At 61.7% G+C, this 12,407-nt stretch carries 17 protein-coding genes; 2 read left to right on the forward strand and 15 right to left on the reverse strand.

Annotation, left to right across the window (positions count from 1 at the left end; genetic code table 11):
* Nucleotides 1-9 precede the first annotated feature (9 nt).
* The 8 genes from ilvB to J0909_RS09100 all read right to left on the reverse strand — a co-directional run bounded on the left by ilvB (nucleotide 10) and on the right by J0909_RS09100 (nucleotide 5,061).
* Nucleotides 10-1,701: a biosynthetic-type acetolactate synthase large subunit gene (ilvB, locus tag J0909_RS09065; RefSeq protein WP_207262345.1), complete on the reverse strand. Its 1,692-nt coding sequence runs from the start codon at nucleotides 1,699-1,701 to the stop codon at nucleotides 10-12.
* A 2-nt stretch (nucleotides 1,702-1,703) separates the two neighbouring features.
* The gene (locus J0909_RS09070; RefSeq protein ID WP_207262228.1) at nucleotides 1,704-1,934 is read right to left on the reverse strand and encodes a DUF465 domain-containing protein; all 231 of its coding nucleotides are present in this window, start codon (nucleotides 1,932-1,934) and stop codon (nucleotides 1,704-1,706) included.
* Between the two features lie 20 nt (nucleotides 1,935-1,954).
* On the reverse strand, nucleotides 1,955-2,251 hold the full coding sequence (locus J0909_RS09075; RefSeq protein ID WP_207262229.1) for a DUF167 domain-containing protein: 297 nt from the start codon (nucleotides 2,249-2,251) through the stop codon (nucleotides 1,955-1,957).
* Between the two features lie 21 nt (nucleotides 2,252-2,272).
* Entirely contained in the window at nucleotides 2,273-2,776 is a 504-nt protein-coding gene (locus tag J0909_RS09080) for a DivIVA domain-containing protein (RefSeq protein ID WP_207262230.1), read from the reverse strand.
* Nucleotides 2,777-2,799: 23 nt separating this feature from the next.
* Nucleotides 2,800-3,108, reverse strand: coding sequence for a YggT family protein (locus J0909_RS09085; RefSeq protein ID WP_207262231.1), 309 nt, complete (start codon nucleotides 3,106-3,108; stop codon nucleotides 2,800-2,802).
* A gap of 85 nt (nucleotides 3,109-3,193) precedes the next feature.
* The gene (locus tag J0909_RS09090) at nucleotides 3,194-3,874 is read right to left on the reverse strand and encodes an HAD family hydrolase (protein ID WP_207262232.1); all 681 of its coding nucleotides are present in this window, start codon (nucleotides 3,872-3,874) and stop codon (nucleotides 3,194-3,196) included.
* 16 nt (nucleotides 3,875-3,890) lie between these two features.
* Nucleotides 3,891-4,673 carry a hypothetical protein gene (locus J0909_RS09095; RefSeq protein WP_207262233.1) on the reverse strand — a complete coding sequence of 261 codons (783 nt, stop codon included), beginning with the start codon at nucleotides 4,671-4,673 and terminating at the stop codon, nucleotides 3,891-3,893.
* A 16-nt stretch (nucleotides 4,674-4,689) separates the two neighbouring features.
* Nucleotides 4,690-5,061 (reverse strand): hypothetical protein, encoded by a 372-nt coding sequence (locus J0909_RS09100; RefSeq protein WP_207262234.1) that lies wholly within the window; start codon nucleotides 5,059-5,061, stop codon nucleotides 4,690-4,692.
* Between the two features lie 254 nt (nucleotides 5,062-5,315).
* Between J0909_RS09100 and J0909_RS09105 the strand changes: the two genes are divergently transcribed.
* Nucleotides 5,316-5,519: a twin-arginine translocase TatA/TatE family subunit gene (locus tag J0909_RS09105; protein WP_207262235.1), complete on the forward strand. Its 204-nt coding sequence runs from the start codon at nucleotides 5,316-5,318 to the stop codon at nucleotides 5,517-5,519.
* A gap of 195 nt (nucleotides 5,520-5,714) precedes the next feature.
* On the opposite strand, the gene J0909_RS09110 is transcribed toward J0909_RS09105, so the two are convergent.
* Genes J0909_RS09110 through J0909_RS09120 form a run of 3 tightly spaced genes read right to left on the reverse strand, consistent with a single transcriptional unit; the run spans nucleotide 5,715 to nucleotide 8,142 of the window.
* Nucleotides 5,715-6,281: a CDP-alcohol phosphatidyltransferase family protein gene (locus tag J0909_RS09110; RefSeq protein WP_207262236.1), complete on the reverse strand. Its 567-nt coding sequence runs from the start codon at nucleotides 6,279-6,281 to the stop codon at nucleotides 5,715-5,717.
* A gap of 24 nt (nucleotides 6,282-6,305) precedes the next feature.
* On the reverse strand, nucleotides 6,306-7,208 hold the full coding sequence (locus tag J0909_RS09115) for a hypothetical protein (RefSeq protein WP_207262237.1): 903 nt from the start codon (nucleotides 7,206-7,208) through the stop codon (nucleotides 6,306-6,308).
* A complete protein-coding gene (locus tag J0909_RS09120) occupies nucleotides 7,201-8,142 on the reverse strand; it encodes a TP0624 family protein (protein ID WP_207262239.1) in 942 nt (313 codons plus the stop codon). Before J0909_RS09120 ends, J0909_RS09115 begins: the two co-directional genes overlap by 8 nt.
* Nucleotides 8,143-8,297: 155 nt before the next feature.
* Here J0909_RS09120 and J0909_RS09125 point away from each other — a divergent pair, with 155 nt between their 5' ends.
* The gene (locus J0909_RS09125; protein ID WP_207262240.1) at nucleotides 8,298-8,786 is read left to right on the forward strand and encodes a SixA phosphatase family protein; all 489 of its coding nucleotides are present in this window, start codon (nucleotides 8,298-8,300) and stop codon (nucleotides 8,784-8,786) included.
* Here J0909_RS09125 and miaA read toward each other — a convergent pair whose 3' ends face one another.
* The 4 genes from miaA to J0909_RS09145 are packed head-to-tail and all read right to left on the reverse strand — an operon-like array spanning nucleotide 8,787 to nucleotide 12,398.
* Complete coding sequence (gene miaA / locus J0909_RS09130) at nucleotides 8,787-9,716, reverse strand: tRNA (adenosine(37)-N6)-dimethylallyltransferase MiaA (protein ID WP_207262241.1); 930 nt, start codon at nucleotides 9,714-9,716, stop codon at nucleotides 8,787-8,789.
* The gene (gene coaD, locus J0909_RS09135; protein ID WP_207262242.1) at nucleotides 9,713-10,240 is read right to left on the reverse strand and encodes a pantetheine-phosphate adenylyltransferase; all 528 of its coding nucleotides are present in this window, start codon (nucleotides 10,238-10,240) and stop codon (nucleotides 9,713-9,715) included. The genes miaA and coaD overlap by 4 nt, the downstream gene beginning before the upstream one ends.
* Entirely contained in the window at nucleotides 10,228-10,788 is a 561-nt protein-coding gene (gene rsmD / locus J0909_RS09140) for a 16S rRNA (guanine(966)-N(2))-methyltransferase RsmD (RefSeq protein ID WP_207262243.1), read from the reverse strand. The genes coaD and rsmD overlap by 13 nt, the downstream gene beginning before the upstream one ends.
* 2 nt (nucleotides 10,789-10,790) lie before the next feature.
* Nucleotides 10,791-12,398, reverse strand: a complete 1,608-nt coding sequence (locus J0909_RS09145) for an MBL fold metallo-hydrolase RNA specificity domain-containing protein (RefSeq protein WP_207262244.1) — start codon at nucleotides 12,396-12,398, stop codon at nucleotides 10,791-10,793.
* Nucleotides 12,399-12,407: the final 9 nt, after the last annotated feature.

Consider the following 12,407-nt stretch of genomic DNA (forward strand, 5'->3'; position numbering starts at 1 on the left):
CACGGTCTCCTACACCAACAGCATCTCGGTCAGCGACGCTCCGGCCGGGACCATGGGATAAACGTTTTCTTCCTTTTCCACGCGGATGTCCACGATAACCGGCTTGTCCAGCTTGAAGGCTTCGCGCAGGGTCTTTTCCACGTCCTTCTTCTCGGTTACCCGGAATCCGGCGGCCCCGTAGGCTTCGGCCAGCTTGACGAAGTCGGGCTGGGCGTCCATGCAGGTGGCGCAATAGTTCTTGTCGTAGAACAGCTCCTGCCACTGCCGGACCATGCCGAGATAACCGTTGTTCAGGATGACGATCTTGACCGGCAACTTGTTGCAGACCACGGTCATCATCTCCTGAATGCACATCTGTATGGAGCCGTCGCCCGCGATGTCGATGACCAGCTTGTCCGGGAAGGCGCGCTGGGCGCCCATGGCTGCCGGGAAGCCATAGCCCATGGTCCCCAGGCCGCCGGAGGTCAGCAACGTGTTGGGCCGGTTGTATTTGTAGAACTGGGCCGCCCACATCTGATTCTGGCCCACCTCGGTGGCGATGATAGCGTCACCTTTGGTGATTTCATGAATTTTCTCGACTACATACTGCGGCTTGATGCCGTCGGTGTCGTCTTTGTAGGTCAACGGGTGTTCCTTGGCCCACCCTTGGACCTTGTCCACCCACGGCTTGTGGTCGGCGACCCAGTCGAACTCGTCCAGCGTGCCCTCGGTCTCGGCTTTAAGCGCGGCCAGGGCGAGCTTGCAGTCCGCCACCAGGGGAACCTGGACCGAGACGTTCTTCTGGATGGAGGTCGGGTCCACATCGATGTGCACGATGGTCGCATTGGCCGCGAAGGTATCGACCTTGCCGGTGACGCGGTCGTCGAAGCGCGCGCCCACGGCCAAAAGCAGATCGCAATTGTTCACCGCCATATTGGCGGCAAAGGTGCCGTGCATGCCGAGCATGCCCAGGAACAGCGGATCGTCGCCCGGGAACGCGCCCAGCCCCATGAGGGTGGACGTCACCGGGATATTCAACGTCTGTCCCAGCCAGGTCAGCTCCTGATGGGAGCCGGAGGTGATCACCCCGCCGCCGGAGTAGATCAGCGGACGTTTGGCCTTCTGGAGCAGCTTGACCACCTTGCGGATCTGGCCGATGTGCGGTTTCTTGGTCGGCTTGTAGCTGCGCATGGACACTTCTTCGGGATACTTGAATTCGGCGACCTGCTGCTGGATGTCCTTGGGCAGGTCCACCAGGACCGGACCGGGACGCCCTGTGCGGGCCAGGTAGAAGGCCTGCTTGATGATCCGCGCCAGGTCCTTGATGTCATGGACCAAATAGTTGTGCTTGGTGCATGGCCGGGTGATGCCGACGATGTCCACTTCCTGGAAGGCGTCATTGCCGATCAGGGCCCGGGGCACCTGACCGGTGAAAATGACGACCGGAATCGAATCGGCGTAGGCCGTGGCGATACCGGTTACGGTATTGGTCGCACCGGGGCCGGAGGTGACTAGGCATACCCCTACCCGGCCAGTGGCCCGGGCGTAACCGTCGGCGGCGTGAATGGCGCCCTGCTCGTGGCGCACTAGAATGTGCTCCACGGACGATTTGGGAATCTCGTCATAAATGTCGATCACGGCTCCCCCGGGGAAACCGAACATGACATCAACACCTTCCTCTTCCAGACACTTGAGCAGGATCTGGGCCCCGGTCAATTTCATCACTACGCCTCCAGTTGGCGGTATTTGTCGAGCAGCGTCGACAGGGTGGTCTTGCCCGCCAGCTTCTTCTTCTTGAGTTCCTTCATTTCCTGCATTTCCGTGGGAGAGAGGTAGGACTTGCCTTCAAGCTTATCCAACATTTTTTCGTAATTGGTATGTTGATCCCACAGAGCCTTGAGTTCCGTATCCTCGGCCCCGTACTTCTCAATGAGTTCAAGGTCTTTGGCTTCCATGTGCTGCTCCTTTTTACAGGTTATTGCGGTGCGTTGCCTGAAAGAAGACTTCCCCAGTCCGGCTCATCCGCAGTATTAAGTGCCAAGTGTTTCTTCCGGCTGGCATGACCGGACACGATTTCCACCTGGCTTTTTTTCAACCGCAACAAACGGGCGATGTACGCGACCAACCCCTTGTTGGCTTTGTTGTCCACCGCCGGGGCCCTGAGTCGAATTTTCAGACACCCCTGGTACTCGCCGGCAACCTCGTCCTTCCTGGCACCCGGCTGGGCCCAGATGTCGAGGGACCACCCCGACTCCAGTTCGGAAACGAACACCGGCCGAGAAATACGCGCCCCCTACTCAGCCTTTTTCAGGTATTTGAGCTTGGACTCGATCTCCTCGACCTTGTCCCGTTCGGGGTCGCTACGCTCAAGCATCTCCAGATGCGCGTTGAGCATACCCTTGAGCTGGACCTCGAACTGGGTGCGGGTCCGCTTCAGGGATTCGATTTCCTCGTGGATCTGCGCCAGACGGTTGTGGCCCTTGCGCACGGTATCGTCCGCCTTGGCGCGGGCCTCGTCCAGGATGAGCTGGGCTTCGCGCCCGGCAGCCACCTTGAGGTCGTCTACCATCTTCTGGGTGGACATGAGCGTGTCCCGAAGGGTCTCGTCGCGCTGTCGGTATTCCTTGAGCGCGCTTTCCAACCGCTTGATCTTCTTGCGCATGCCCTTCTGCACATCGGCCGCGTCGCCCAGGACTTCGGCCAGTTCGAGCATGAACTGGTCAACTTCCAGACGCGAATAGCCGAGCAGGCTGCGCGAAAACTGCTTGTTGAGCAAATCGATTTTGGAAACGGTCACCTCGGTCCTCCTTGGTCAAAGGGCTACATGGGCATGCCGGAGCCCATGGAATAGGCCAACCGCAAGAGATTCCCCACAATCACGATCTGGCAGACCTTGATGGCCAGCAGAACCACGATGGGCGAAAGGTCGAAACCGCCGACAACGGCGAAGGGAATCCAACTGCGAATTTTGTAGAAGACCGGTTCCGTGATGCCACGCAGGAAACGCACAATGGGATTGTACGGGTCCGGGTTCACCCAGGAAAGGAGAGCGGAGATGATGACGACCCAAAAGTAGGCGGAAAGGACAATGTCGAGAACGGTAGCGATTGCTTGGACAATCAAGTCCATGAGGCCTCCAGTCGGCGCGGCGCAAGGCGCCGGCGATTAGTATCAATGTTGGTAATTTCGCACACGGGAATGCAAGAATCAAGTCCTAAAACGCGGGAGCGCATCCTTTGTAGCAGCGCTGCATGACTGCCCGGATGGCCCAGAAATTCTCCACATGCACCTCGGCCTCCATGGACGGGTCCCGGTAGGCCCAGAAACGCACCCCGGCGGCCCGTGCCGCCAATTGGTCCACCACGGAATCCCCGATGTAGGCCACTTCGTCCGGACGCACGCCGTGCTCCTGCATAATCCGGAACAACCCCTCGGGGTGGGGCTTGGGCTTGCTGACCACGCAGGAAGTGATGATCGGGTGGAAGAATCCTTCCAGATCCATGAGCTTGAGGACCAGATTCATGGACGTGCCCCGGCTGGTGTTCACGGCAAGTCCGAATCCGGCCGAGCGCAGCCACCACAGGAACTCACGGATACCGTCCGAACGCTTGAAGTACGGCGCCAGGGAGGCCTGATTCATGGTCCGGCCGATGGCGAAGGCCCGCGCAAGCTTGTTCTCGGGCACAATATGGCGCAAGGCCTCTTCGTGGGTGCGCGTATGCACAAAGTACCGTTCCGCGTCGCTCAGGGGCGGCATGCCCAGTTCCTTGCGGATGGTGCCGTAGTAAACCATGTTGGCTTCAAAGGAATCAATCAGCACGCCGTCGTTGTCAAAAACAACGGTCTTGACCCCCTCGACAAGGCGGGGGTTCATCAACGGATTGGCTGTCGCCATGCGTCTTCTCCGAAAGCTATTTGAGGATTGCGACGGTCAGGTCCTTCAACGCGGCGGGCATGCCCTCGGGGGCCCTGCGGCGGCAACCGAACTTCCAGGCGGGAGCCGTTGCCCTGGACAGGCCGTCCTCACCGTCCTCAAACACAAGGCCGAACTCCTCCCAGACCTCGAATATCTCGGGGTCGGCGCAGACCAGCTCCGTGTCCGCAGGCAGAAACGCAGGCAGGGATTCGACCACCCGCTGCCAGGGCAACCGAACCTCCTGACCGTCGGAGGTACCTCCGGTATGGCTCAAAGTGTCGCCCAGAACGGTCTCCCGTTCGCCCAGGCTGTCCTCTTCGTCCACGCCGATGGACTGGTCCATGGCCTCCCATCCGTCGCGGATACCCCCTTCCAGCCCGGCCAGTTCCAGGATGCGCTCCTCAAAGAACCAGGCCAGAAGCAGCACAAACTGGGCCTTGGATCGGGCCTCGCGGGCTTCGCGGGCCTGTTTGGTGCCCTGCCCGTCGTCGAACTGACGCGACAGTTGGGCCTGGATGGACATGGAAGAGCCCTCGTAGAAATCGTCGGCGGTGACGGCCCCGAAATAGGCCATCTCGCCGGGGTCCTTGAATTGTTCGCCAAATCTGACGGAGTCGTTGATCAACGCCTGGGCCGTCTTGGGATCAAGTGGGAGTTCCTCGGGCCGGAAAGCGTGGGGATCCGGCTCGTCGGTCAGGCCGGGATCGAAAAAGGTCAGCCCCTCAAGGTCGTCGCCGGACCACAATTCGGGGTGCATGTAGGGAAATGCCAGCAGCATGCGCTTTCTCCTTGGTCTATTCGTCGCTGTTCGGATCGAAATGGCGGCACCGTCCGTCGCATCGGGGCAGTCCCATGACGCAAACCCCGTCCAGATGGTGCCCGCACCCCGGCGCAACCGCTCCAGGGCGGTAGGCGTACATCCCGCAGTGGAAGGTATCGCGGGCCAGACGCTGGAACTGCATCCCCCAGAGGTCAGGAACCGCATCCTCCTCCACGCCGAAATACTCGGCGCGGCGCAGAAAATCGTCAAAGGAAGACTCCCACCGGGCCGTAACCTGGCAGCGCCATGACTTCGTGTATCCGGGGTTGAGCCACTCTTCGTACAGACAGCGGCCGTTGACGTGGTGCCGGCATTCCGTGCCCGGCAACCGTGAAATGGTGCCCATTCCTACCCTTGGTTCAATGCATTGGGAAACGTCGACGGCCGAAGCCGACCCGTCATCCTGTGCCGATGGGGATGATGTAAGGCCCGAGCATTCAATTGTAAAGTCAAACCGCCCTTTTCCCGCCCCAACCGGGCGAAAACCGTGCCTGGACCGAACCAGGGAAATGATCAGCCGTCCTTGACTGGGCATGGTGGCGGGTGTATAGCCACTAACACAAATTATGGTGAAGACATTCACCCAATTGGAGGCTGTTTATGATTGGCGGATTCGGTGTTTGGGAACTCTTGATCATTCTCGTGATTGTATTGGTCATTTTCGGCGCGAAGAAACTGCCGGAAATCGGCGGCGGCATCGGCAAGGCCATCAGCAATTTCAAGAAGGCCACCAGCGAGCCTGACGAAATCGACGTGACCCCCAAATCCACTCCCTCCGACGACGAAAAGAAAAAGGACAGCTAACCACTCTCCCATTTTCCGACAGGATTTTTGCCCGGTTGCCCAGCGCAGCCGGGCTTTTTTCGGCATTTATTCCTTTTCATTCCCCCTATGTCTTTTCCCGGAGAGGATGACTCTATCCCCGGAGTGGGCATACCAACTGTCGCGGACGTGAGAAAAAGCGCAGGGCCGGGAAGCCCAAGGAAAGGGGTCTCCGCCCTAGCCTTCGGCTTCCTCGGAAAAAAGCTCGAATCCCCGACGAACGTAGGCGATGCCGGAGAGGATGGTGGACAGGGCGGTGACGGTAACCAGGATGCCGAGGAAGTAGCCATAGTCGAGCCCGAAGGTTCGGTGGATCATGACCGAGACCACGAGCACGATCTGAGCGGCGGTGTTGAACTTGCTGATTCCGATGGGCCGGATGCGGTTCTTTACGTCCACCCCCAGAAAACTGAGCACAGCCAGGCCGCCGACGATGATCACGTCGCGGGTGACCACAAGCACGACGAACCAGAAGGGAATCCAGCCCTTGCCCCCCAGGCAGATAAACGAAGTGACCAACAGGACCTTGTCGGCCAGGGGATCCAGCACGGCCCCAAGCCGGGTGCGCTGGTCCCAGACCCGGGCCAGGAAGCCGTCAAAGGCGTCGGTCAACCCGGCAACGGCGAAGAGCATCCAGGCAAGGTTGAAATTCTCGCCCACGTAGGCCACGACAAAAAGCGGCGTCAGCAGGATGCGAACGGTGGTCAGAATGTTCGGAACAGTCCAGATGGCATCCCGCGACACGATTCCTCCCTTCTCCGTCCCGATCTATTGGCCCGGCGCGGTCAGGTGAAAACTCAGACCGCGCTGAGGCAAAAAGGCGTTGAGCAGCATTTCCAACCGGTCGCGATTGACCACGGACAGGGTCCAGGTGGCCCCGGCCCCGGCGGGCTGCATGTCCATATCCACGAGTTGGGCGTTCTGTACGGCGGCATCCCAGCCGTGAAGCACGCGGTCGAACTCCAGAACGCCATCGGGCGAGAACCAGCCGGACACGGTCAGGGTCTCACCGCCGGTCCGCGCGGCCTGAGCCGTGGGCCGGTCGAAAAATCGCGGCCACAGGGTGAACCAGGCAGTGGCCATGTCCGTGTTGACGGCCAGCCATTCCTGCCCGTCGTAGGACAAACGGCACTTCCAGGTATTCTTGTCGCTGCCTCGCTCCAGGGTGAGAACCGGCGAGGCCCCTTCCGCGGGCGCGATGCCGGTCAGCTTAATGAGATGCTGCAATGCCTGGATCTCCTCGTCGGAGAGGTCGCCAGGCCAGACCACGGTGGCGGGCTGGGGCTGCGACAAGGTGGCGAAAAGGCCCATGCCGCCCAAACTGTCGCGCAGGGAACGGCGATCGACGCGCACGTCGAGCGTCAGGCTCAGCCCTTCGGGGAAGTCCTGGGAGGAAACGACCTTATAGCCCTGAATGAACGGCTCGGCATGACCCAGAAGATATTCGCCGAGCAGTGCGCTGCGTTCCTCGGAAAGCTTGTTCGCGAGCATGACCTTTGCCTCTTCGAGCACGGCTTGGGCAAATCCCTGGGCCTGCGCCTTGGCGCGCAAATCGCGCTGGGACATGTTTTCCGCCAAGGGTTCGAAGACCTGGACCTGTCCGGCAACGGCGGGCCAAGCCGTCAACAGACAGCAGGTCATGATGAGAAAAAGAAAAGAATATCTACGCATTGCCCGCTCCCTTGGCCGCCTGGGCCGCGTCCCCGCTGTCCGGTTCCTTTTCGGGGCGATCCACCAGAATGACCACCCGGCATCCCTCCGCAATGGGGCCGGCCTTGACCACGGCCCGCACCAAACGGGCATCCGAGGCGGCGATGATCACATCCGTCCGCCAGGAGCCGTAAGCCCCGAGGGCCCGGACCATGAGCGGCCGATCACCGACCCGCTCGGCCAGGACCTTGGGATTGTCGTCCACAGCGTAGGCGACCATGCCCTTGTCCACCACGTTATTCCGGCTGACCAGGAAATACCCGTAGGCGCCGACCCCGTCCTGGTCGTAGACGACCGGCGCCAGAGCCGGAGTGAGCTTGACCCCGCGCGCGTCGATAACCACGCCGGTATAGCCGCGCGTGCCGCTGCCGACTTCCTCGGGCGCGTTGTCCGGCGTATCCGCCACGCCCTGCTCCGTGGCCGTGGACAGCCTCGGCGGGATGGAGCTTTGGAATTGGATGGTGTTGGGCAGGATCAACTCGGCCAGTTGGCTGCGCAGCTTTTCGGAAACAAGCACCGTCCCCGCCGCGTCGAACAGGCCCGGCCCCCGATACAGGGAGTTCTGAACAAGTCCGCGCACCTGAGCGGCCAGATCGCTGTCGCCCGACAGGAACGCCCCCACGGTCTGGTGGCCGTCGATGCGCACGGACAGGACCATGTCCAAAAGTCCCTTGCGCGCCTGGACCACGGCCTTGCGTACGGCCAAAGGCGACAGGGCAGCGTCGGATTCATCCGCGACCGCGCCCTCCACCGGGCGGACCATGATCAATTCGCCGGTACCCCAAGCGATGGTCCCGCCAGTCCCGAAAGACTGCACGAGCCCGTCAAAGGCCAGGGCTGGCGAAGAAAAAACAAGGAATGACAAAATGATGGGAACGAATATGCGAAACGGCATCTATTAACTGTCCTGAAGTGTTCTAGGCCTCGCGCGGCCGGGATGGCCAAGGCATTCCCCCTGTATCGCGCTTGCCGGTTTTCCGCAAGCCGCTTGCCGCTGGGGAGACGCGGTGCTAGCATCCCCGAAGACGGCACCCCAACACGGAGCGAATCATGCTTATCCATCTCATGCAGCACGGCGCCTGCCTGCCCCAAGAAGTCAACCCGAACCAACCTTTGAGCCCCGTGGGCCGGGAGCAGGTGGAAAAATCCGCCCGGGCGGCGGCCATTCTCGGCCTGCGCTTCGAACTGGTGGCGGCCAGCTCCAAGGTCCGCTCCATCCAGACCGCCGAGATCATGGCCCGGCAAGCCGGCTATCCTGTGGACCGTATCGTGGTCACGGATGCGGTGAAGGCCATGGCCCCTACAACGGAAACACTCAAGTTCATCCGCGAATACACCGGGTTGGACTCCATTCTCATCGCTGGACACCAGCCTTCCATCGGCTTGCTGGCCTCGGCCATCCTGTCGCCGGGCCACCCCGTGGAGGTGCGCGTGGAAAACGGCGGGCTCATGCAGCTCAACCTGGAACCCGGCAAACCCGCCGGGACCCTGAACTGGGCCCTGACTCCGACGCAATTGGCCGTTCTGGCCGAAAGCTGATCAGTCCCGCTCCGCAATCCACTTCTCCACCAAATCGGCCACGGCTTCGTTGTCGCCCGGCGCGAACCAATGGATGTCGGTTTCCTTGTTGAACCAGGTAAGCTGCCGCTTGGCGTAGGCCCGAGTATTCCTGGCCCACCGCCCGCGCGCCTCGGCCATGGTCGCTTGGCCGCGCAGGAAATCCAGCAGTTCGGCGCAGCCGATGCCGGTCCAGCCCGGCGCGTCCGGATCCGGGCAACGGGCGAAAGCGGCCCGCGCCTCGTCCAAGGCCCCGCGCTCGAGCATGACGTCGATGCGCCGGTCCAGGTGCGGCTCCAGATCGTTCAAGGCCATGCGCATGCCCACCTTGAGCGCTTCGTAAGGGGCCGGGGCATGCTCGCTCTCGGTGTGCCACCAGGTCATGGTCCTGCCCGTGGCCAGGTAGACCTCGGTGGCCCGGGCATTGCGCTGGGTGTCGTTGGGATGGATCTTGGCCGCGTAGTCCGGGTCGGTACGCGACAGTTCGGCGTGCAGGGCCTGCGGCCCTTCGGCCTCGACACGGGCCAGGACCTTGCGGCGGACATCCCCGGGGATCTCGGGGATGGGCGCAATGCCGGACAACAGCGAACGGAGATAGAGCCCGGTGCCGCCCACGAGGATGGGCAGCCGACCCAGCGCGCGCACGGCCTCGATCCTTTCCACGGCCAGTTCCACGAACCGCGCGGCGGTCATTTTTTCTTCCGTGGGCAGGAAACCGTAAAGATGGTGCGGGCAGGCCGCACGTTCATCCGCATCGGGCTGGGCCGTAATGACCGGGAAGTCGCGATAGACCTGGCGGGAATCGAAGTTGACGACGCTTGCGGGAAGGCGCCCGGCCACGGCGATGGCCGCCGCGGTCTTGCCCGTGCCCGTGGGGCCGAGCAGGCAGACGATGGGAGGCTGGCGGCTCATATGTAGTGGTTTTGTCCCCACTCCTGGGGCTTGACGCCGTACTTGACGGACAAAGCCGTGGCCACCGGGCCGGGGACCAGGCCCCGGATGTCGCCGCCGAATTGGGCCACTTCCTTGACTATGGTGGAGCTCAAGTACATCCACTTGAAATCGGTCATCATGAACACGGTCTCGATTTCGTGCCTGAGCTTGCGGTTCATCAACGCCATCTGGAACTCGTACTCAAAGTCCGAAACCGCACGCAGGCCGCGCATGATGGACCCCGCCCCCCGGCTCTCCACATAATCAATGAGCAGGCAGTCAAAGGACTCCACAGTGACCCTCGGCTCGTCGCGGAACACATCCCGGGCCAGGGCCACACGCTCACCCACGGTGAACAGCGTTTTTTTGGGCGTGCTTTCAGCCACGCCGAGGATGATGTTGTCGAAGACGTTCAGCCCCCGGCGGGTCAGGCCCACATGGCCCATGGTCAGAGGGTCGAAGGTGCCGGGGTAGACGGCCAGCCTCGGGTTCAATTTCGCCATATTAAAATCCTGGTTTGACCGTATTCGCGGTCGGTTAGCAACTCCAAGGCCCCCACGGGGCCATCCTGCGGCGCTTCGACGGCATGTTCCACCTCGGCCAGGACCAGCGCCCCCGGGGCGATCCAACCGTTTTCGAGCGCCGCTTCAAGAGCCGGGACAAGAAGATCCCGGCCATAGGGCGGGTCAATGAAAACCAGATCGAAAGGCAGGTCCGGCCTCTTGGACAATACCCCGAAAAGGTCCTTGCAGACCACCCTGAAATGTTGTTTGTCCACCTTGAGGTCCGCCAGGTTGCGACGGATCAGCGCGGCGGCCTTGGGACTCTTCTCCACGAACCAGGCCATGGGCGCGCCCCGGCTGAGGCATTCCAACGCCAGAGAGCCGGACCCGGCGAACATGTCGATGACCCGCGCCCGACCGAAGTCCACGCCGCGCGCCATGAGCATGGAAAAGACGGACTCGCGCACCTTCATGGTCGCGGGTCGGTAGCCGGGGCCCTCGCAGGTCAATATCCGGCGCCCCTTGTATTGTCCTCCAACGATGCGCACGGCTACATCTCGGAGACGAGCTCCACGATGCTGCGGTTGATGTCGAGCAGCTTGTCGCGCAGTTCGGCCTGATCCACCCAGGGACGCTTTTCCACATCGCGAACGCGGTTGCGCAGTTCCTGGTACAGGGTTTCGGAGTCGGCCAGCAGAAATTCCCAATCCACGTGCGGACGGGCCACTTCCAGGTCCACCACGGGATGAAGTTCCTTGCCCGGCTCAAGCTCCAGCACCTCCCTGTATTCGGGGATGTGCACCACGAACCCGAAACGGTCGGAAATGAGCTTGGCGAATTCCTTCTGGACGTCGGCCTCGCCGTGCACGAGCAGGATCTTGATGGGCTTGCCCTGCATGGTGCCGAGCCAGGCCAGGAGTTCGTCACGCCCGGCGTGGCCCGAAAAGCCGTTGATGGTGAAGACCTTGGCCTTGACCAGAACCTCTTCGCCGAAAATGGTGATCCTGTCGGCCCCGTTGACGATCTTTCGGCCCGGAGTGCCCACGCCCTGCCACCCCACGAAGACTACACTGGCCCCCGGACGCCACAGGTTGTGCTTGAGGTGATGCTTGATCCGGCCCGCGTTGGCCATGCCGCTGGCCGAGATGATGACGGCCGGGCCCTTGGATTCGTTGATGGCCTGGGACTGCTCCCGCGTTTGGGTGAAATGGAGGTTGGGCAGGTCCAGGGGATTCTCCCCGGCCGCGATGTATTTCTGGGTCTCCTCGTCGAAATACTCGGGGTGCTTGCGGAATATCTCCGTGGCGCGGATGGCCAGCGGGCTGTCCAGATAGACCGGCATGTCGTCGGGCAGCTTGCCCTGCTTCTTGAGCAAAAACAGCGAGTAGATGATCTGCTGGGAGCGTTCCACGGCAAAGGCCGGAATGACCACCTTTTCGCCGTTGCCGTAGCTATAGGCGATGGCCTCGGCCAACTCGTCCAGGCTGCCCTTGGCATCCACGTGGTTGCGGTTGCCGTAGGTGGATTCCATGAACAGGTAGTCCGCGCACTCCATGTCGGACGGGTCGTTGACGATGAGCTGTTCCGGCCTGCCGAGGTCGCCGGAAAACACCGCCTTGGTAAGCCTGCCGTCCTCCTCGTATTCGATCTCGATGAAGGCCGAGCCGAGAATGTGCCCGGCGTCCTTGTAGGTCACCTTGACGCCCGGCATGGGCTCGAAAGTCTTGGAGTACTCGACGGTGGCGAACAGGGGTGTGGTCCGCTCGGCGTCGGCGATGGTGTACAGCGGCTGAATCATGTCCCCGCCGGTTCGCCGCTGCTTGCGGTTGCCCCACTCGGCCTCCATCTCTTGGATGTGGGCCGAGTCCAGGAGCATGATTTCAAGCAGGTCGCGGGTGGGTGCGGTGCAGTAGATGGGGTTGCGGTACCCCTTGGCCACCAAGGCGGGCAAGAGCCCGGTGTGATCGATGTGCGCGTGGGTGATCAGAATGAAATCCAGCTTCTTGGGATTGTATGCGGCGATGTTCCAGTTGCGTTTCTCGATCTCCCTGTTGCCCTGGTGCATGCCGCAGTCCACAGCGAACCGCTTGCCGTCGCATTCGAGAATGTAACAGGAACCGGTGACGGTGCGGGCCGCCCCCATGAAGGTGACTTTCATACGTTGTCC

Origin of the sequence: Desulfovibrio sp. Huiquan2017 (assembly GCF_017351175.1) — a bacterium.
Lineage (GTDB): Bacteria > Desulfobacterota > Desulfovibrionia > Desulfovibrionales > Desulfovibrionaceae > Pseudodesulfovibrio.